This window comes from Paraburkholderia sediminicola (assembly GCF_046027355.1).
In the GTDB taxonomy this organism is placed as follows: Bacteria; Pseudomonadota; Gammaproteobacteria; order Burkholderiales; family Burkholderiaceae; genus Paraburkholderia; species Paraburkholderia sediminicola_B.
The window spans coordinates 104916-124379 of the sequence record NZ_JAQQEK010000022.1 but is presented as its reverse complement, the minus strand read 5'-3'; the positions used below and the strand labels follow the sequence as shown (position 1 = coordinate 124379).

The 19464-nt window shown below is 63.3% G+C and carries 16 protein-coding genes and 1 pseudogene; 9 read left to right on the top strand and 8 right to left on the bottom strand.

Translation table 11 applies throughout. The annotated features are described in order from the left end of the window. Positions 1–103: 103 nt before the first annotated feature. From PQR42_RS30995 to panB, 7 genes are all read left to right on the top strand, one after another. Complete coding sequence (locus PQR42_RS30995) at positions 104–1180, top strand: AI-2E family transporter (RefSeq protein ID WP_408390129.1); 1077 nt, start codon at positions 104–106, stop codon at positions 1178–1180. 74 nt (positions 1181–1254) lie between these two features. After that, complete coding sequence (hda, locus tag PQR42_RS30990) at positions 1255–2025, top strand: DnaA regulatory inactivator Hda (RefSeq protein ID WP_408216861.1); 771 nt, start codon at positions 1255–1257, stop codon at positions 2023–2025. Then, positions 2018–2704, top strand: coding sequence for a histidinol-phosphatase (locus PQR42_RS30985; RefSeq protein WP_408216864.1), 687 nt, complete (start codon positions 2018–2020; stop codon positions 2702–2704). Before hda ends, PQR42_RS30985 begins: the two co-directional genes overlap by 8 nt. Then, on the top strand, positions 2701–4290 hold the full coding sequence (pcnB, locus tag PQR42_RS30980; protein ID WP_408216866.1) for a polynucleotide adenylyltransferase PcnB: 1590 nt from the start codon (positions 2701–2703) through the stop codon (positions 4288–4290). Before PQR42_RS30985 ends, pcnB begins: the two co-directional genes overlap by 4 nt. Positions 4291–4338: 48 nt before the next feature. After that, on the top strand, positions 4339–4884 hold the full coding sequence (gene folK / locus PQR42_RS30975) for a 2-amino-4-hydroxy-6-hydroxymethyldihydropteridine diphosphokinase (protein ID WP_408216868.1): 546 nt from the start codon (positions 4339–4341) through the stop codon (positions 4882–4884). Continuing rightward, positions 4884–5564, top strand: a complete 681-nt coding sequence (locus PQR42_RS30970; RefSeq protein WP_408216871.1) for a deoxynucleoside kinase — start codon at positions 4884–4886, stop codon at positions 5562–5564. The genes folK and PQR42_RS30970 overlap by 1 nt, the downstream gene beginning before the upstream one ends. Before the next feature lie 38 nt (positions 5565–5602). Beyond that, on the top strand, positions 5603–6418 hold the full coding sequence (panB, locus tag PQR42_RS30965) for a 3-methyl-2-oxobutanoate hydroxymethyltransferase (RefSeq protein WP_408390127.1): 816 nt from the start codon (positions 5603–5605) through the stop codon (positions 6416–6418). 341 nt (positions 6419–6759) lie between these two features. On the opposite strand, the gene pabB is transcribed toward panB, so the two are convergent. The 8 genes and pseudogenes from pabB to hrcA form a co-directional block, all read right to left on the bottom strand. After that, entirely contained in the window at positions 6760–8682 is a 1923-nt protein-coding gene (gene pabB / locus PQR42_RS30960; RefSeq protein ID WP_408390125.1) for an aminodeoxychorismate synthase component I, read from the bottom strand. Between the two features lie 25 nt (positions 8683–8707). Next, a complete protein-coding gene (dnaJ, locus tag PQR42_RS30955; RefSeq protein ID WP_091796668.1) occupies positions 8708–9850 on the bottom strand; it encodes a molecular chaperone DnaJ in 1143 nt (380 codons plus the stop codon). 280 nt (positions 9851–10130) lie between these two features. Further along, a complete protein-coding gene (gene dnaK / locus PQR42_RS30950) occupies positions 10131–12083 on the bottom strand; it encodes a molecular chaperone DnaK (protein ID WP_408216878.1) in 1953 nt (650 codons plus the stop codon). 153 nt (positions 12084–12236) lie between these two features. Continuing rightward, positions 12237–12469, bottom strand: a pseudogene (locus PQR42_RS30945) (thioredoxin family protein); the annotation flags it as partial. A gap of 128 nt (positions 12470–12597) precedes the next feature. Further along, positions 12598–13182 (bottom strand): nucleotide exchange factor GrpE, encoded by a 585-nt coding sequence (grpE, locus tag PQR42_RS30940; protein WP_408216881.1) that lies wholly within the window; start codon positions 13180–13182, stop codon positions 12598–12600. Positions 13183–13706: 524 nt separating this feature from the next. After that, the gene (locus PQR42_RS30935; RefSeq protein ID WP_408226906.1) at positions 13707–14114 is read right to left on the bottom strand and encodes an RNA-binding S4 domain-containing protein; all 408 of its coding nucleotides are present in this window, start codon (positions 14112–14114) and stop codon (positions 13707–13709) included. Between the two features lie 8 nt (positions 14115–14122). Then, the gene (gene hemH, locus PQR42_RS30930) at positions 14123–15193 is read right to left on the bottom strand and encodes a ferrochelatase (protein ID WP_408216887.1); all 1071 of its coding nucleotides are present in this window, start codon (positions 15191–15193) and stop codon (positions 14123–14125) included. A gap of 174 nt (positions 15194–15367) precedes the next feature. Further along, positions 15368–16387 carry a heat-inducible transcriptional repressor HrcA gene (gene hrcA / locus PQR42_RS30925; protein ID WP_408216890.1) on the bottom strand — a complete coding sequence of 340 codons (1020 nt, stop codon included), beginning with the start codon at positions 16385–16387 and terminating at the stop codon, positions 15368–15370. Positions 16388–16717: 330 nt separating this feature from the next. Here hrcA and PQR42_RS30920 point away from each other — a divergent pair, with 330 nt between their 5' ends. Next, the gene (locus PQR42_RS30920; protein ID WP_168792627.1) at positions 16718–17620 is read left to right on the top strand and encodes an NAD kinase; all 903 of its coding nucleotides are present in this window, start codon (positions 16718–16720) and stop codon (positions 17618–17620) included. Between the two features lie 71 nt (positions 17621–17691). Further along, complete coding sequence (gene recN / locus PQR42_RS30915; protein ID WP_408390122.1) at positions 17692–19362, top strand: DNA repair protein RecN; 1671 nt, start codon at positions 17692–17694, stop codon at positions 19360–19362. Positions 19363–19464: the final 102 nt, after the last annotated feature.

Genomic DNA, 19464 nt, shown 5'->3' with positions numbered 1-19464 from the left:
GAGCTCGAAGGTCGGTAAAATGCGATTTTACCCGATGCCGGCCGACTGGCTGGAATTGAATTATCCCGATTGATCCGGTCGCGACGACACCTGGGAAACAATTTTGCAAGAGAACTCCTCGATTCTGACGCCGGTTCAGCGGCGCGCCTTCATCTGGCTGGCTATCGCGCTGGTCGTCGGTATTCTGCTCTGGCTGCTGAGTCCGGTCCTCACGCCGTTTCTGCTCGGCGCGATTCTCGCGTACATTCTGCAACCGGGCGTCGCGTGGTTGGTGCGCCGGCGCGTGCCGCGCGGTCTGGCCGCCTTGCTGATGATGCTGCTCTTCACGCTGCTCATGACGCTGCTGGTGCTGCTGGTGCTGGCCGTCATCCAGAAAGAAGGGCCGCAACTCAGGCAGCAGGTGCCTGTATTCTTTGCGCACGTGAACGCCTGGCTGCATCCCAAGCTCGCCTTGTTGGGACTCGCGGACTCTCTCGATTTCGCCAGCATCCGCGATCTCGTGATGGGGCAACTGGAAGGCAGCGCGCAGACCGTCGCGCTGTACGCATGGACCTACATCCGCACCAGCAGCAACGTGATGATGACGGTGGTCGGCAACGTCGTGCTGGTGCCGCTCGTGCTGTTCTATCTGCTGTACGACTGGAACCGCATGCTCGCCCGTGCGCAAATCGTCGTGCCGCGCCGCTGGCTCGATAAGACCCTGCAACTCGCGCGTGACATGGACCAGATGCTGTCGCAGTACCTGCGCGGCCAACTGCTCGTCATGGGCGTGCTCGCGGTCTTTTACGCGGTGGCGTTGACCATCGCGCGCTTCGAGATCGCGTTGCCGGTCGGTATTTTTACGGGGCTCGCGGTGTTCATCCCGTACATTGGTTTCGCAACCGGCCTCGCGCTGGCGCTGCTCGCGGCGCTGCTGCAATTCGGCGACTGGTACGGCTTCGGCGCGGTCGCGGTGATTTACGGTGTCGGCCAGATCCTCGAGAGCTTTTTTCTCACGCCGCGCCTGGTGGGCGAGCGGATCGGCCTGCACCCGCTCGCGGTGATCTTCGCGTTGCTCGCGTTCGGGCAGTTGTTCGGCTTTTTCGGCGTATTGCTGGCGTTGCCGGTCAGCGCGATTCTGTCCGTGGCCGTCCGCGAGTTGCGGCAAAGTTATCTGACCAGCGCGCTTTATAACAACTGAGCACTCATCGAATGTTTCCGGCCCGCGTTGCGGGCCATTTGCGGCCCAAGCCTCATTTTCGGCATTAACCTACTGTGCTTCGTCAACTGACGCTCGATCTCGGCACCCCGCCGCCATCGACATTCGACAATTTCTTCGCCGGCGCCAACGCCGAGCTGGTCACGCGCCTGCGCGAGCTCGAGAACGCGCTCGCCGCCGGGCCGGTCGCCGATCGCACCTTCTACCTCTGGGGCGAGTCCGGCAGCGGCCGCACGCACCTGTTGCAGGCGCTGGTGCACGAAGCGTCGCCGGGGCACGCGCGTTTCGCCGGCCCGCAGAGCAGCCTCGCCGCCTTCAGCTTCGATCCGCGCGTCGCGCTCTATGCAATCGACGATTGCGACGGCCTGTCGGCCGCGCAGCAGATCGCCGTCTTCAATCTGTTCAACGAAGTGCGCGCGCATCCCACCAGCGCGCTGGTCGCCGCGGGCAACGCGCCGCCCATCGGCATGACGGTGCGCGAGGATTTGCGCACGCGCCTCGGCTGGGGTCTCGTGTTCCATCTCGCGCCGCTTCCGGACGAAGGCAAGGCCGCGGTGCTCAAACACGCGGCGCGCGAGCGCGGCATCATGCTCGCCGACGACGTGCCGGCCTACCTGCTCACGCATTTTCGCCGCGACATGCCGAGTCTGATGGCGCTGCTCGACGCGCTCGACCGCTTCTCGCTCGAACAGAAACGCGCGGTCACGCTGCCGCTGTTGCGTACCATGCTGGCTTCGCCCGACGCCGAAGAACGGCGCGCTGTGCCGACCTCAGCGGCCTCATCCGCGTCATCCGCCGCTTCAAGTAAAATAGGCCCCCATGGCTAACCTCGCACTCTTCGATCTCGACCACACGCTCATCCCCACCGACAGCGACCACGAATGGGGCCGCTTCATGGTGAAACACGGCATGGTCGACGCCGAAAATTTCGCCCGTGAAAACGACCGCTTTTTCGCCGACTACAAAGCCGGCAAGCTCGACATTCACGCCTACCTGATCGCCATGCTCACGCCGCTGTCGAAGTACACGCGCGCGCAACTCGCCGACTTCCACGCGCAGTACATGCACGAAGTCATCAAGCCGGCGATCTTTCCCGTCGCGCTGGAACTGGTGAAGCAGCACCGCGAAGCCGGCGACCTGTGCTGCGTGGTCACCGCCACCAACGAATTCATCACCCGCCCGATCGCTCAGGCATTCGGCGTCGACACGCTGATCGCCTGCGAAGCGGAAACCGTTGACGGCGAGCCGCATTCGCCGTACACCGGCCGCCCCACCGGCACGCCGAGCTACAAGGAAGGCAAGATCGTGCGCACCGAAGCGTGGCTCGCCTCGCTCGGCAAGACGTGGAGCGACTTCGAACGCAGCTATTTCTATAGCGATTCGCACAACGACATCCCGCTGCTCGAAAAAGTCACGGACCCGATCGCGACCAATCCGGACGACACATTGCGCGCCCATGCGCAGGCCAAAGGCTGGCGCATCCTCGAACTCTTTCAACCCTCGTGATCAAAAAACTTATCCGCAAGCTATTCGGCCAGGACTCGGCGCCCGCTGACGACAGCCTGCCCGCCGAAGCCGAAGCAGACGAAACCGGCAGCGCACCGGCGCGCACAACGTCGAGCGCCAGCAAGGCGCGCCGCAAACCCGCCCGCTCCGCCGCGCCCGCGAAAACCGTGCGTGACCCGGACGTGCCGGTCATCATTCCGCACGACGTGCACGGCATCGACCAGGCGCTGATCTCGAGAAACGCGATTCGCGTGACCGAAGGTCTGCAACAGGCCGGGCACCGCGCGTTCATCGTCGGTGGGGCGGTGCGCGATCTGCTGCTCGGCATCAAGCCGAAAGACTTCGACGTCGCCACCGACGCCACGCCCGAACAGGTGCAGAAGCTGTTCCGCCGCGCGCGCATCATCGGCCGCCGGTTTCAGATCGTGCATGTGCAGTTCGGCCAGGAAATCATCGAGACTTCGACGTTCCGCGCGCTGGTCGATCCGCCCGCCGCGGACGCCGCGCCGCCGCGCCGCCTGAAGCGCGACGAGCTCGACCGCCGCACTCACGCGGTGGACGCGAGCGGCCGCGTGCTGCGCGACAACGTATGGGGCGAGCAGCACGAAGACGCCACGCGCCGCGACTTCACGATCAACGCGATGTACTACGATCCGGCCACGCAAACCGTGCTGGATTATCACAACGGCATGGCCGACATGCGCGCGCGTCTGTTGCGCATGATCGGCGACCCGGCCACGCGTTATCGCGAAGATCCGGTGCGCATGCTGCGCGTGGTGCGTTTCGCGGCGAAGCTCGACTTCGAAATCGAGGACAGCACGCGCGAGCCGATCGCCAACATGGCCGATCTGATCAACAACGTGCCCGCCGCGCGTCTGTTCGACGAGATGCTCAAGCTGATGCTGTCGGGACACGCGCTCGCGTGCTTGAAGCGTCTGCGTCAGGAAGGTCTGCATCATGGCCTGCTGCCTTTGCTCGACGTGGTGCTCGAGCAGCCCATCGGCGAGAAGTTCATCACGCTCGCGCTGAACAACACGGATGCCCGCGTGCGCGCCGGCAAGCCGGTGTCGCCGGGCTTCCTGTTCGCCACGTTGTTGTGGCACGACGTGCAGCAGCGCTGGCAAAAATTTGAAGCGAACGGCGAATATCCGGTACCCGCACTGCATCGCGCGATGGACGACGTCCTCGACATGCAAACGGAGAAACTCGCGATCCACAAGCGCTTCTCGTCGGATATGCGCGAAATCTGGGGCCTGCAGTTGCGCCTCGAAAAACGCTCGGGAAGAAGTGCGCTGAAGCTGCTGGAACACCAAAGATTTAGAGCGGGGTATGATTTCCTCCTGTTGCGCTGCGAATCGGGCGAACTCGATGAGTCGGTCGGTGCGTGGTGGACGGAGTTCATTGAAGGAGACATCGCCGCACGTGAGGCATTGCTCACGCAAGGCGGGAAGGACCGAAGCCCCAGAAAACGACGGCGGCGCAGCAGTGGCGCCAGAAACCGCAAACCGGGGGACGGATTGGAGGGCGGCACGCCAGCCGAACGCACAGCCGACGACGCGAGCCATGACGGCCCGCACGAAGACTGACATTGCGTTAGCTGTTGCCGTCGAACGAAAGTTGCAGGAAGTTATGCCATGACGGTTGCTTATCTCGGCCTCGGCGCGAATCTCGGGGACGCGCGCCAGACCCTGAAAGACGCGGTGGTGTGCCTCGCACAACAGCACACCATCACCGTGCTCGCCAAGTCGAGCCTGTATCGCACTGCCCCGATCGACGCGGGCGGTGACGATTATTTCAACTGCGTCGTGAAGATCGATACGACGCTCCCCGTACGGCATCTGCTTGCGCTGTGCCACAAGATCGAGCATCAGTTCGGCCGCGAGCGGCCGTTTCGCAATGCGCCGCGCACGCTCGATCTGGACATCCTGCTGTTCGGCCATCAATCGATCGACGAAGCCGATCTGATCGTGCCGCATCCCCGCTTGATCGAACGTGCTTTCGCGCTGGTGCCGCTCGTCGAGATCGACGCCTCTTTGGTCATCCCGCAGCACGGCCGCGCCGAGGCGCTACTTAACGGCGTGAGCGATCAGCGCATCGAGAAAGTGAAGGGGCCTTGCCAGTGTCCTATGCTCAATGCATTGACTGGCGACGAAGCCACGCCACCCAAAGGCCGCTGCTAATGAATTCATCGCCGCTCACCGTCACGGCGCCGCAACTGCGGCCTCCGTTCGGCTATCTCGCGATCGAAGGGCCGATCGGCGTCGGCAAGACATCGCTCGCACGCCGCCTCGCGCAGCGCTGGTCGATGCATGAACTGTTCGAACGGCCGCAGGACAATCCTTTCCTCGAACGCTTTTATCGCGACACCGCGCGTTACGCCTTGCCCACGCAACTGCACTTTGCCTTGCAGCGCGCGCAGCAGGCGCAGGACGTGAGCGCGGCGCACCTGTCGGGCACGCCGCTGATCGCCGATTTCATGACGCAGAAGAACGACATCTTCGCGCGTCTGACGTTGCAGGAAGACGAGTGGCAGTTGTATCGCGCGCTCGCCGCGCGGATCGACGTCAACGCGCCGGCGCCGGACTTCGTGGTCTATCTGCAGGCGAGCCCGGAGGTGCTGTTCGCGCGCATCCAGAAGCGCGCGGTGCCGATGGAGCTGCAGATTTCCGACGCGTATCTGCACGCCCTGTGCGACGCGTACAACGAGTTTTTCTATCACTACGACCGCACGCCCGTGCTGACGGTCAACGCCGAACATCTGAATCCGCTCGACTCGGACGCGGACCTTGCGCTGCTCGCCGAACGCATCGAAACCATGCGCGGCCGCAAGGAATTCTTTGTCAAAGGCACGTCGCTTTAAGCGACGCCGCCACCTCTCTTTTCTCAACGGATTGACCCATGACCTATTTGCAGGAAGCGAGCCGGAACGCCATCACCGTGCCGAAACTGCAGGCAATGCGCGATGCCGGCGAAAAAATCGCCATGCTCACCTGCTACGACGCGAGCTTCGCCGCGCTGCTGGATCGCGCGGGCGTCGACGTGCTGTTGATCGGCGATTCGCTCGGCAATGTGCTGCAAGGCCAGATGACCACGCTGCCCGTGGCGCTCGCCGACATCGCGTACCACACGGCCAGCGTGGCGCGCGCGCGGCCCGCGGCGCTGGTCGTGGCCGACTTGCCGTTCGGCACCTACGGCACGCCGGAAGACGCCTTCAGAAGCTCGGTGGAGTTGATGCGGGTCGGCGCGCAGATGGTGAAGCTCGAGGGCGGCGAATGGCTCGCTGACACGGTGCGCTTCCTGGTGGAACGCTCGATTCCCGTATGCGCGCACGTCGGTCTGACGCCGCAATCCGTGCATGCGTTCGGCGGCTTCAAGGTGCAAGGCAAAACCGAGGCGGGCGCGACGCAGTTGATGCGTGACTCGCTCGCCGTGCAGCAGGCCGGCGCGCAATTGATCGTGATCGAAGCGATTCCGACGCTGCTCGCAAGCGACGTGACGAAGCAGTTGCGCATTCCGACGATCGGTATCGGAGCGGGCGTGGATTGTTCGGGTCAGGTGCTGGTGCTGCACGACATGCTGGGCATTTTCCCAGGCAAACGGCCGCGCTTTGTGAAGGATTTCATGCAAGGGCAGCCGAGTATTCTGGCGGCTGTGGAAGCGTATGTGGCCGCTGTGAAGGATGGTTCCTTTCCTGGGCCGGAGCACACGTTCTGAGTTTCAAGCGATAACGGCGGATCGGACAAGATAAGCATCTTCGTGCCCGTTTTGAAACCGATCCGATATCGCATGCAATACCGGTTGTCTATCTTCGTCTTCCTGTTAATGCGGCTTGGCCGCGAGCCGAGGAGAGACGACCATGAGCCCATTTTGCCTGATCGATGTTGCGGGAATCCGCGATCACGCCACCGTACCGCATGACGCGCGGGAATCCACTTGGCATGCGCGCCTGAGCGGTTGGATGTCCCGCTTGCTGCGTGTTCTCCACGGCTGAAGTTTGAGCGGCAGGCCCGCGCTGCGTTACCTGCTACCGTTAGCGGCTTACTCTCCGGTCTCTCTCAGTCCACAATCCGCGCCGGCACTGCGCCTCGCAGTGCATTGCACACCATTAGCGCTTCGGCGTTTCGCAGATCGGTCCGGGTCAGTACACGTTCGCCCGCCAGCAAATCCGACGCGTCGTCCTCAAGCAAAACGCTGCGCATCACGCCGGGCAGCACGCCCGACGCAAGCGGCGGTGTCCACCAGCGGCCGGCCAGCTTCACAAAAACATTCGAGCGGCCGCCTTCGGTCAACTCGCCTTGCGCGTTGAAGAACAACGTGTCGAATGCGCCCATCGCTTCGGCTTCGCGCCAGCCTCGATCGTATTCGGCGCGGCGCGTGGTTTTGTGACGAAGTAGCGGGTCGGCGGCGTCGGTTGCAGGGAAAGCGTGATCGGGTCCAATCAGCACGCCGACGGTCGATTCGGCTAGCGGCGTCAACACCGCGGCAGTGATCTGGATCGTGCCGTTTTTGCTCAACGCAAGCCGCATGCGATGCGGCGTGTGCGCGGGCAACGACGCACACTTCGCCACGATCTCTGCGCTAATGACGTTTGCGTCGTCGAGTTTGAAGCCGAGCGTCGCGGCGCTCGACGACAGTCGTGCGAGATGGCGCGACAGATGCCGCACGCCCTCTTCGCGTGTCGCATACATCGTTTCGAATAGCTCGAAACCCGGGTCGGCGCCGGTCAGAAAGCTGGCCTTCAATTGGCACTCCGCGTATTCGTCCGTGGCGACGCTATCGAGCACGATGCCCGCGCCGACGCCCATCTTGCCTTCCAGTTGGCCGGTTTGCGTCGACCGGCTCAATGTCAACGTGCGGATCGCGACGGAAAGGCAGAAGTCGCCGCAGGCGGCGGTTTCGATCGCAGAACGCGTGGTTGCGTTTGCGGCGTCGGCAGCCGTTGAAGGCGCGTCCAGCCAGCCAATCGCGCCGGTATAGAGCCCGCGCGGCGTGCTCTCGAGTTCATCGATCAACTGCATCGTGCGATGCTTCGGCGCGCCGGTGATCGAGCCGCACGGAAACAGCGCACGCAGTATCTGAGCGAACGACGCGGCGTGCTTCAACGTTGCCTCCACCGTCGAAGTCATCTGCCACACCGACGCATACGGCTCGACCGAAAACAGCGCCGGCACCTTGACCGAGCCCGTTTGCGCCACCCGCGACAGATCATTGCGCAACAGGTCGACGATCATCACGTTTTCGGCGCGGTTCTTCGGATCGTTGCCGAGGAATTCGGCAGCGCGGCGGTCCGCCGCCGGGTCGTCCGAGCGCGGCGCCGTGCCTTTCATCGGCCGCGCACGCAACGTCGTGCCCTGCTTCTCGATGAAGAGCTCCGGAGAGCAGGACAGCACCCACTGTTCGTCCGGCAACGCGATCAGCGCGCCATACGGCACCGGCTGACGCGCTCTCAACCGCCGATACAGCGCGGTCGGCGAGCCGAATACATCGAAGCCAAGCCGATACGTGTAGTTGACCTGATAGGAATCGCCCACGCGCAGGGCCGAGTGAATCGCATCGATCGCCGCATTGAACTGCGCGGGATCGACGCTCGCGCGCACGTTGGCCGTGCCCGCCACCGATGGCTCAGCCGCGCCTTCATCGCGCGCCATGAGCCACGCGTCGACCTCTTCGCGAGCAAGCTTCTCGCAACGTTCGAACAATAAAAAACGCAGCGCGGCACCGCCACGCTGCGTTTTCAGAGACCGATGTGCTTCTCCGTCGAGAAGATTCCGGCCGAACTCATAGTCGGCGAGCACGACGGCATGCAAACCTCGCTGCATCTCCGCGGCCACGGTCTCGCACACGGCTTCGAGCTGCGCGGCATCCGCGCACACCCGTTCATGCACAAAACCTGTGTACAGACGACTCGAACGGCGCGCCGCCGTCGCGTCGCAATCGTCGAGCAACGCGAACACCGCGCCGCGCTCATCTGCCGTCATACCTACCGCCAACTTCAAACTGCCATTAGTCGAAGAAACTCTTCACCCGGTCGAACCAGCTCTTGCTTTGCGGGCTATGCCGCGAGCCACCCTCGACCAGCGCCTTCTCGAACTGCTTGAGCAGATCGCGTTGCGGCTCGGTGAGCTTGACCGGCGTTTCGACTTGCACGTGCACGTACAGATCGCCGGCAATGCTCGAACGCAGCCCCTTGATGCCCTTGCCGCGCAGACGGAATGTCTTGCCCGACTGCGTGCCTTCCGGCACGGTGAAGCTGGCGCGGCCCGCGAGGGTCGGCACTTCGATTTCGCCGCCGAGCGCCGCGGTGGTGAACGGAATCGGCATCTGGCAATGCAGATCGTCGCCGTCGCGCTCGAACACCGAGTGCTGTTTGATGTGAATCTCGACGTACAGATCGCCCGACGGCCCGCCGTTGATACCCGGCTCGCCGTTGCCGGCGGAACGGATACGCATGCCGTCGTCGATACCTGCCGGGATCTTCACTTCCAGCGTCTTGGTTTCCTTCACCTTGCCCGCGCCGTGGCAGTGGCCGCACGGGTCAGGAATGTAGGTGCCGGTGCCGTGGCACTTCGGGCAGGTTTGCTGAATGCTGAAAAAGCCTTGCGACATCCGCACCGAACCCGAACCGCTGCAGGTCGGGCAGGTTTCCGGCTTGGTGCCGGGCTTGGCGCCCGAACCGTGACAGATTTCGCACGACACCCAGCTCGGCACGCGAATCTGTGTGTCGTAGCCGTGTGCGGCCTGTTCCAGCGTGATTTCCATGCTGTAGCGCAGATCGGCGCCGCGATACACCTGCGGGCCGGCGCGGCCGCCACCGCCGCGTGCGGCACCACCGGCCGCCTGGCCGAAGATGTCGCCGAAAATATCGCCGAATGCGTCGGCAAAACCGCCGAAGCCTTGCGCCCCGGCACCGCCCATGTTCGGATCGACGCCCGCGTGGCCGTACTGATCGTACGCGGCACGCTTTTGCGAGTCCGACAGCATTTCATAGGCTTCCTTCACCTCTTTGAAATGCCCTTCCGCATCCTTGTTGCCCGGATTGCGGTCGGGGTGGTGCTTCATCGCAAGCTTGCGATAAGCCTTCTTGATTTCGTCGTCGCTCGCGTTCTTTGCGACGCCCAGAACCTCGTAGTAATCCCGTTTCGCCATATCGGTTCAACGCCACTCGCGCAATGCGCACGGTGGCTCCTCTTGAATGCTGGAGTCTCACGACTCGTCCGGCCGTCGTTTCATGCCGCCTGAATGCGGCTCAAAACAACGCCCTCCATAAAACAAATGTGCCCGGAGAGCCTAAAAGGCTCGCCAGGCGTGATAACCGCTCTTGCACGTTTCTGCTGTCCTGCCGTTCGACAAAGCAGGCGCGGTCTCTGGTGCAGCCGGGCCGCACACAAGGCTGTGTGCGGCTTTACGGTCGAAACGCGACCTGGCTTTAGTCTTTCTTGACTTCCTTGAACTCGGCGTCGACCACGTCGTCCTGCTGCTGGCTCGCGCCACCAGCCGAAGCGCCCGCGCCTGCCGCGCCCGCTGCCGCTGCTTCCGCACCTTGCGCAGCCTGCATGTCGGCGTACATCTTCTCGCCCATCTTCTGCGAGGCGGTGGCCACCACTTCGATCTTGGCTTCGATCGCGGCCTTGTCGCTCGAACCGCTCTTCAGCGTTTCTTCGAGGTCCTTCAGCGCGGCTTCGATCTTTTCCTTCTCAGAAGCTTCCAGCTTGTCGCCGTATTCGGTGAGCGCCTTCTTCGTGCTGTGGACCAGCGCGTCGCCCTGATTGCGGGCATCGGCCAGTTCACGCAGCTTGTGATCTTCTTCCGCGTTCGCTTCGGCGTCCTTCACCATCTTCTCGATTTCGGCTTCGGACAGACCCGAGTTCGCCTTGATCGTGATGCGGTTTTCCTTGCCGGTCGCCTTGTCTTTCGCGCCGACGTGCAGAATGCCGTTCGCGTCGATGTCGAAGCTCACCTCGATCTGCGGCGTGCCGCGCGGTGCCGGCGGAATGCCTTCCAGGTTGAACTCGCCCAGCAGCTTGTTGCCCGCTGCCATTTCGCGTTCGCCCTGGAACACCTTGATCGTCACGGCGCCCTGATTGTCGTCAGCCGTCGAGTAGACCTGTGCGTGCTTGGTCGGGATCGTGGTGTTCTTGTTGATCATCTTCGTCATCACGCCGCCGAGCGTTTCGATGCCGAGCGACAGCGGGGTCACGTCGAGCAGCAGAACGTCCTTGCGGTCGCCCGACAGAACCTGGCCTTGAATCGCGGCGCCGACAGCCACGGCTTCGTCCGGGTTCACGTCACGACGCGGATCCTTGCCGAAGAACTCCTTGACCTTGTCCTGCACCTTCGGCATGCGGGTCATACCGCCGACCAGAATCACGTCGTCGATCTCGCCGACCTTCACGCCTGCGTCCTTGATCGCCGTGCGGCACGGTTCGATCGTGCGTTCGATCAGCTCTTCAACCAGCGCTTCCAGCTTCGCACGCGTAATTTTCAGGTTCAAGTGCTTCGGACCCGACGCGTCGGCCGTGATGTACGGCAGGTTGATTTCGGTTTGCTGGCTCGACGACAACTCGATCTTCGCCTTTTCAGCCGATTCCTTCAGGCGTTGCAGCGCGAGCACGTCTTTCGACAGATCCACGCCCTGTTCTTTCTTGAACTCGGCAATGATGTAATCGATGATGCGCTGGTCGAAGTCTTCGCCGCCCAGGAACGTATCGCCGTTCGTGGAAAGCACTTCGAACTGCATTTCACCGTCGACGTCAGCGATTTCGATGATCGACACGTCGAACGTACCGCCGCCCAGGTCATACACCGCGATCTTGCGGTCGCCCTTTTCGGCCTTGTCCAGACCGAATGCCAGAGCGGCTGCGGTCGGTTCGTTGATGATCCGCTTCACTTCCAGACCGGCGATGCGGCCTGCATCCTTGGTTGCCTGGCGCTGGCTGTCGTTGAAGTACGCGGGAACCGTGATCACGGCTTCCGTGACCGGCTCGCCGAGGTAATCTTCAGCGGTCTTCTTCATCTTGCGCAGCGTTTCCGCGGAGATTTGCGGCGGTGCGAGCTTCTGGTCGCGCACTTCGATCCATGCGTCGCCGTTGTCGGCCTTCATGATCTTGTACGGCATCAGGCCGATGTCCTTCTGCACTTCTTTTTCTTCGAAGCGGCGGCCGATCAGGCGCTTGACCGCGTACAGCGTGTTCTTCGGGTTCGTGACCGACTGACGCTTCGCAGGCGCGCCGACGAGAATCTCGCCGTCTTCCATGTAAGCGATGATCGACGGCGTGGTGCGCGCGCCTTCCGAGTTCTCGATCACCTTGACCGAATTGCCTTCCATGATCGCCACGCACGAGTTGGTCGTGCCGAGGTCGATGCCGATGATTTTGCCCATTTTCACTATTCTCCTAACTTTGATCGCTGCGGGAAGCGCCTTGTTTGCCCAGCTGGCGGTAAGGCGATCCGCTCTCAATTCCTACCTGCACTCAACATAAGTGCGTCCGCATCGTTTTCAAGACCTCTTTTACGATGCGGTCTTTAATTTTTTTCAATCGGTCGAACTTTTGCCCGAATTTGTTCCATCAGCCTGCGGGACGTTCGCGGCGCCGATCGCCTTGGCCGCATTGACTGCGCCAATCTTCCCCTGTGCGGCCGCGGCCTGACACTGCCCACGGCCCGGCCGTGCCAGCCCGTTGCCCGGCCGAGCCGCTTGCCGCAGTACAAGAAAAACCATGTGGGCACGCCGTGCAGCATGAAGCGCCGGCCCAGTTCGCGATGCTCGCCGCCCGGCATCGAATTACCCGGCGCTGAGTTCCTGCGTCTCGAAGACGCCGAACGCGGTGGGTCGACGGGAAGGTCGGCCATGACGCTGCCAGCCGGACGAAACGGCTTGCCGAGCCTTCTGGCGCTTACTTCGGTGCGGCGACGGTCACGAGTGCCGGACGCAGCACGCGATCGGCGATCACGAAACCCTTTTGCAGCACGGCCACCACGGTGTTCGGCTCCTGTTCGGCCGGCACCATGGAAATGGCCTGATGGCGATGCGGGTCGAACTTCTCGCCAATCGGATTCAGGGCGACGACGCGGCCCTTTTCCAGTGCGCCGGTGAGCTGACGCAGCGTGAGTTCGACGCCTTCGCGAACCTTCTGCAGATCGTCGGACGAGTGGGTAACGGCTGCCTCGAGGCTGTCGATCACCGGCAGCAGATGCTCGGCGAAACTCTCGATCGCAAACTTGTGCGCCTTGGCGACGTCTTCCTGAGCGCGGCGGCGAACGTTTTCGGTTTCAGCCTTGGCCCGCAGGAAGCTTTCCTGCAACTCGGCGATCTTCGCTTCAGCTTCGGCCAAGGCCGCTTGCTCGGCGTTGACCGGCGAGTCGGTCGCGGCGTTGGCGGCCGCTTCCTGCTGAGGTGCCGCGGCCTCGGCGGCCTGGCGCGCGGTTTCGTCGGCGGGCGTGGGATTCTGGCTCGTCGGGTTCTCTTGCGTGTTTTCCATGTCGCTGAAAGTCGTTAAATGGGTGAAAGCGAGGTAAAAGCCAACGGTGGCAGGCAGCGCATCAAACCTGGCGCGGTTTGTGCGTTGCAAAATCGCGACAGACAACTTCGCGAGTCACCGCAAATCAGAACGGCAGATGAGGCCGGGAACAACCATTTCAAGCGGTTCTCCCGGATCTTTTCGTACCACGGACGTGCGGCGGAAATGCCCGGTTACAACCATTTTTGCTGCGCAATCAGATTGAGATTGAGTGCGGCCGACAAGTGGCCTATGCTCCATTAAAGCATCGGAAAAGACGCGTTAACCCTAATCTGACGTAAACCTTTCCGACATATTGCAATTTCCACCCGATTCGCCCGTCTTTATCCTGAACCTTCCCGAGGGGAGTACCGTGAAACTGACCTTTGCAATCTCGGTGGTCGCATTGGTTCTGATTGCGGGCACCACGACCATCTGCATGTCCGGGGCTGTCAACGACCACACTACCGAATACGGCGGTGTGCACGCGACCATGGAACAGCTGTTCAACCCCCACCTGAAAGTTTGTCGATAGTGCGCCTGTCGCGTTTGGTCGGCCGGCCGTGCAACGCGGCCGCCGGTTCGCGATACGTCTTGCGCCGCTCCTGCTCGACCTGCCGCTTCACCTTGCTCGCTTCGGTTTCCGCATAAAGCGTCTGCGCGACGCTCGCCGGGCCGCGCACGTCGCACACGCCCAGCACTTCCACCTGCCACACAATCCGCTCGATCTCGATCTCGACCAGGTCGCCGACCCGCACGTCTTTGGCCGGCTTGACGCTGGCGCCGCCAATACGCACATGCCCTTTTTCGACGGCGTCCGCGGCGAGCGAGCGCGTCTTGAAGAAGCGCGCCGCCCAAAGCCATTTGTCGATGCGCAGCTTCGCGCCTGCTTCGGTTGAAATCCTGTAATTCATGAGCCTGTTCAAGCTCCTGTCGTATGCGGCACCGGCAGCGCCTGCACCGGCCAGCCTTGCAGGTTCTGCGCGACGATTTCGCCCAGCGCGGCAATCCACGCCTGTGAAGCGTTCAAGCAGGGAATCCGATGGAAATCCTTGCCGCCCGCGTGGAGGAATTCGTCGCGCACTTCCATGCCGATTTCCTCGATAGTTTCAAGGCAATCGGCCGTAAAGCCCGGACAGAACACATCGGCGCGCCGCACGCCCGCCGCGCCCAGTTCCTTCAACGTCGGCGCCGTGTACGGCTGCAGCCATTCGGCCTTGCCAAAACGCGACTGGAACGTGATGCGGCATTCCACCTGCGTCAGTTCGAGCGCCTGCATCAGCAGCGCGCCGGTTTGCTGGCATTGCTCGTGGTATGGGTCGCCGAGATCCAGCGTGCGCTTGGGCACGCCGTGAAAACTCAGCACCAGCTTGTCGCCCGCGGCGAAATCCGGCCGGCCGTGCTGATGCCAATAGTGATGCACCTGCGCGGCAAGCGCCGCAATGTACGCCGGATGGTCGGCGTACTGCCGAACCGTGCGGATCTCCGGCTGATTACGCATGCGCTTGAGCGCCGAAAAGGCTTCGTCGAACGCGGTGGCGGTGGTCGACGACGAATACTGCGGATACATGGGCATCAGCAGCACGCGCTCGGCGCCCGCCAGCTTGAGCTGGTTCAGCATGGCCGGAATGCCCGGCGTGCCGTAGCGCATCGCGTAATCGACCAGTACCGTGTAGTCGTTCAATTGCAGCAGATGGCGCAAGCCTTCCACCTGCTTCTCCGTGTGGACCCGCAGCGGCGAGCCTTCGGGCATCCACACCGCGGCGTACTTCTTGGCGGAGGCGCGGCCCCGAACCGGCAAAATCAACAGCCGCAGGATGATCTGCCAGAGCAGCGCCGGAATTTCGACCACGCGCGGATCGGACAGAAACTGCGCGAGATAGCGGCGGACCGCACGCGGCGTCGGCGCGTCGGGCGTGCCGAGATTGATCAGCAGCACGGCGACACGGTGTGACGTGGCGTTCTGTGAGGGCCGCTCGAGGTCGAAGCGCATAGGCAGCAGAAATAACCGGTTTTGGCGGAGAGTCGGTTCAGGTGGGATTCATTATAGCGGCGCGGTTCATGCACCGGTCCGCCGGACACCCCTGGCCATTCGGCCAATTGGCAAGCCGCGCGCGCTCACGCATTATTTGCAGCAGGCACCGCCGCGGCCAGGAGTCGAAGCTGTTTATTGCTGGCTGAGAGTCAGGGAAAGCAGGCGCGCGGTGATGTCCACAATCGGAATCACACGGTTGTAGGCCATGCGGGTCGGCCCGATCACGCCGAGCGTGCCGACGATCTTGCCGTTCACCTCGTACGGCGCGGTGACCACGCTCATTTCCTCGATCGGTACGAGATTCGACTCGCCGCCGATGAAAATCTGCACACCCGCCGCGTGACTCGACACGTCGAGCAATTGAAGGAGACTGGTCTTTTGGTCGAACACATCGAACAGCTTGCGCAAGCGCGCCATGTCCGACGAAAGGTCGGCCACTTCGAGCAGGTTGCGCTCGCCGGAAATCAGCACGGTCTCGCCCGTGTCGGATTCGTCCGTGCTGGCCGTGACGGCGGCGTGCATCAGCGTGGTCATGTCGCCGCGCAGTTCGTCGATTTCTTCGCGCAGGCGGCGGCGCACGTCGTCGAACGAAAGGCCCGCGAAGTGCGCGTTGATGTAGTTCGAGGCTTCGACCAGTTGCGACGGCGAGAAATCGCGCTGGGTCGCCATGATGCGGTTCTGCACGTCGCCTTCCGGCGTGACGATGATCAGCAGAATGCGCTTGTCGGACAAACGCATGAACTCGATCTGCTTGAACACGTGACTGCGCCTCGGCGTGAGCACCACGCCGGCGAACTGCGACAGATTGGAGAGCACGCTCGCCGCCGCCGCGACGATTTTCTGCGGGTCGCCCGCCTGCAGCGTAGTCTTCACGGTACGCGTCACGGCTTCTTCGTCCGCGGCGGACTCCACTGTGAGCATGGTGTCCACGAACAGGCGGTAGCCGCGCGGCGTGGGAATGCGGCCCGCGGAAGTATGCGGACTGATCACGAGCCCCAGGTCCTCGAGGTCGGACATCACGTTGCGGATCGTTGCGGGACTCAGTTCGAGGCCCGAATAGCGCGACAACGTGCGCGAGCCGACCGGCTGACCTTCGGCGATGTAGCGCTCGATCAGCGTTTTGAGGAGGGTTTGTGCGCGAGGATCTAGCATGACGGAAAATTTTAGCTCAATGGCACGACTACCGCGAGCGCTAGGGGCGCCCATCCCTGACGAACGCGCCGCCACTTGCCAGCGCGGCGCATTGCCTTCGGTCCGGCCTGCTAGCCGGCGTTCCGCCCGGCGCTTTGCGGACCACCTTGCGGGCCACCTTCTGGGCGGCCCGGCTGCCGGCACCCCGCCGCACTTTAGCCGGCGCATATGTCATCAAGGCTTCACCATTCTAACGATAATCGCGAGATGCGCTGATGGCCCGCGCGCGCCGGCCCGCTACCGGGTCTGTCTGCGGTTCTTTTCAGGCCCTACCTATGGTGTAATGCCGGCATGCAAGTGACCAGCCAGTTCAAGACCGTCGCGCTCGTCGGGCGCAACAATACGCCGGGCATCGCCGAGCCGTTGACCGCGCTCGCCTCGTGCATCGCGAAGCGCGGCTTCGAAGTCGTGTTCGAAGCCGACACCGCCGCCGAGATCGGCGTCACCGATTATCCGGCGCTGCGTCCCGCCGAGATCGGCGCGCGTGCCGACGTGGCCGTGGTGCTGGGCGGCGACGGCACCATGCTCGGCATCGGCCGCCAGCTCGCGCCGTATCGCACGCCCCTGATCGGCATCAACCACGGGCGCCTCGGCTTCATTACCGACATTCCGATCTCCGACATGCGCGAGATCGTGCCGCAAATGCTGTCGGGCAATTTCGAGCGCGAGGAACGCGTGCTGCTCGAAGCGCGCATCATGCGCGGCGGCAATCCGATCTATCACGCGCTGGCCTTCAACGACGTGGTGGTCAACCGCAGCGGCTTCTCGGGCATGGCGGAACTGCATGTCTCGGTGGACGGCCGCTTCATGTACAACCAGCGCTCGGACGGTCTGATCGTGGCTACGCCCACCGGCTCGACCGCTTACGCGCTGTCGTCGCAAGGGCCGATTCTGCATCCGCAATTGCAGGGGATCGTGCTGGTGCCGATCGCGCCGCACGCGCTCTCGAACCGGCCGATCGTGCTGCCGGACGACTCGAAGGTGAGCATCCAGATCGTCTCGGGGCGCGAAGTGAACGTCAATTTCGACATGCAGTCGTTCACGTCGCTCGAACTGAGCGACACGATCGAAGTGCGCCGCTCACGTCATACGGTGCCGATGCTGCATCCCGTCGGCTACAGCTACTTCGCCACGCTGCGCAAGAAGCTGCACTGGAACGAATACCCGTCGCACGAAGAAGACCCGAAGCCCTGAGCGGCAAGGACACCGGAACGCGAACGCCGCCGCTGCCGAAACCCGAACATCAAGCTCACCAGACGACCTCCATGCTTCGCCACCTCTCGATACGCGACTTCGTCATCGTCGCCGCGCTCGATCTCGAATTCGACAGCGGCTTTACTGTTTTCTCCGGCGAAACCGGCGCCGGCAAGTCGATCCTGATCGACGCGCTGGCGCTCGCGCTCGGCGCCCGCGCCGATGCGAACGTCGTGCGCACCGGCGAAAGCCGCGCCGACATCACCGCGGAGTTCGAGACTCATCTGCAGGTCGAGCAATGGCTTGACGAGCAGGCGCTCGGCACGACCGGCGACGACGGCCATCACGGTGGCACGGTGATGCTACGGCGCGTGGTGGACGCCAACGGCCGCTCGCGGGCCTTCATCAACGGCACCGCGGCGACGCTCGCGCAGTTGCGCGAGGTCGGCGAAATGCTGGTGGATATTCATGGTCAGCACGCGCACCAGTTGCTGATGCGCCCCGACGCGCAACGCGAATTGTTCGATACCCACGCGGGCCTGTCCGACACCGCAGCGACCGTCACGCGGGCATGGCGCGCATGGCGCGAGAAGGTTCAGGCGATCGAGCACGCGCAAACGCGTGACCGTGAACTGCAACTCGAGCGCGAGCGGCTCGCCTGGCAGCTCACCGAACTGGACAAGCTCGCGCCGCAGCCGGGTGAGTGGGAAGAGGTCAACACCGAGCATCGGCGGCTGTCGCATTCGGCCAATCTGATCGACGGCGTGCAAGGCGCGCTCGGCGCGCTATCCGAATCGGACGAGGCGATGATCACGCATCTGTCCTCGATCGTCTCGAAGGTGCGCGATCTGGCGGAGATCGATCCGGCCTTGAACGACGTGCTGGCCGCGCTCGAGCCGGCCGAAATCCAGTTGCAGGAAGCGGCTTATTCGCTGAGCCATTACGCGCAAAAGCTCGAACTCGATCCGGACCGGCTGGCGCAAGTCGAAAAGCGTCTCGACGCGTTGCATTCGGCCGCGCGCAAGTTTCGTCTGCAGCCGGAAACGCTGCCTGAGGAACACGAGGCGCGTCGCGCGCAACTGGCCGCGCTCGACGCGGCCGCCGACCTCGACAGCCTGCACGCCGCCGAAGCCAAAGCCAAGGAAGACTTCCTGACCGAGGCGAAGAAACTTTCGAAGGCGCGCGCCAAGGCCGGCAAGGCGCTAGGCGCGGCGGTCACCACGGGCATGCAGGAACTGTCGATGAAAGGCGGCAGCTTCGAAGTCGCGCTGGTGCCGCTGCCCGAAGGCGGCGCGCATGGGCTCGAACAGGTCGAGTTCCGCGTCGCCGGTCATGCCGGCGTGCCGCTGCGGCCGCTTGCCAAGGTCGCCTCAGGCGGGGAACTGGCGCGGATCAGCCTCGCGCTCGCCGTGATCGCCAGCGCCGCCAGCCCGACACCCACGCTGATTTTCGACGAAGTGGACACGGGCATCGGCGGCGGCGTCGCCGAAGTGGTCGGGCGGCTCCTGCATCAGCTTGGCCAACAGCGCCAGGTGCTATGCGTGACGCACTTGCCGCAAGTTGCGGCGCGCGGCGACCATCATTTCCAGGTGGCCAAGGCAGGCAACGGCAAAGGCGGCACGGTGAGTAGCGTGACCTCGCTCGACAAGGCGAGCCGCGTCGAGGAAGTCGCGCGCATGCTCGGCGGGTTGGAGATCACGCCGACCACGCGTAAGCATGCGAAGGAAATGCTGGCGGCGTAGTGGTTCGTTGGCTGGGGATGCCCTCGCCGTCTACGACAGGCGATCGGAGCACTGGCGGCGACGAACGACGGCTAAAGGTGAATCGCCGGGCGCGTCGTCCGC

Excerpts from the sequence above, each read along its gene's own strand:
- hemH (WP_408216887.1), bottom strand. The coding sequence starts at position 15,193 with ATGCGCTTCGACCTCGAGCGGCCCTCACAGAACGCCACGTCACACCGT.
- pabB (WP_408390125.1), bottom strand. The coding sequence starts at position 8,682 with ATGACGGCAGATGAGCGCGGCGCGGTGTTCGCGTTGCTCGACGATTGC.
- recN (WP_408390122.1), top strand. The coding sequence starts at position 17,692 with ATGCTTCGCCACCTCTCGATACGCGACTTCGTCATCGTCGCCGCGCTC.
- grpE (WP_408216881.1), bottom strand. The coding sequence starts at position 13,182 with ATGGAAAACACGCAAGAGAACCCGACGAGCCAGAATCCCACGCCCGCC.
- PQR42_RS30935 (WP_408226906.1), bottom strand. The coding sequence starts at position 14,114 with ATGAATTACAGGATTTCAACCGAAGCAGGCGCGAAGCTGCGCATCGAC.
- dnaK (WP_408216878.1), bottom strand. The coding sequence starts at position 12,083 with ATGGGCAAAATCATCGGCATCGACCTCGGCACGACCAACTCGTGCGTG.
- panB (WP_408390127.1), top strand. The coding sequence starts at position 5,603 with ATGACCTATTTGCAGGAAGCGAGCCGGAACGCCATCACCGTGCCGAAA.
- PQR42_RS30985 (WP_408216864.1), top strand. The coding sequence starts at position 2,018 with ATGGCTAACCTCGCACTCTTCGATCTCGACCACACGCTCATCCCCACC.
- dnaJ (WP_091796668.1), bottom strand. The coding sequence starts at position 9,850 with ATGGCGAAACGGGATTACTACGAGGTTCTGGGCGTCGCAAAGAACGCG.
- PQR42_RS30970 (WP_408216871.1), top strand. The coding sequence starts at position 4,884 with ATGAATTCATCGCCGCTCACCGTCACGGCGCCGCAACTGCGGCCTCCG.
- hrcA (WP_408216890.1), bottom strand. The coding sequence starts at position 16,387 with ATGCTAGATCCTCGCGCACAAACCCTCCTCAAAACGCTGATCGAGCGC.
- folK (WP_408216868.1), top strand. The coding sequence starts at position 4,339 with ATGACGGTTGCTTATCTCGGCCTCGGCGCGAATCTCGGGGACGCGCGC.
- PQR42_RS30920 (WP_168792627.1), top strand. The coding sequence starts at position 16,718 with ATGCAAGTGACCAGCCAGTTCAAGACCGTCGCGCTCGTCGGGCGCAAC.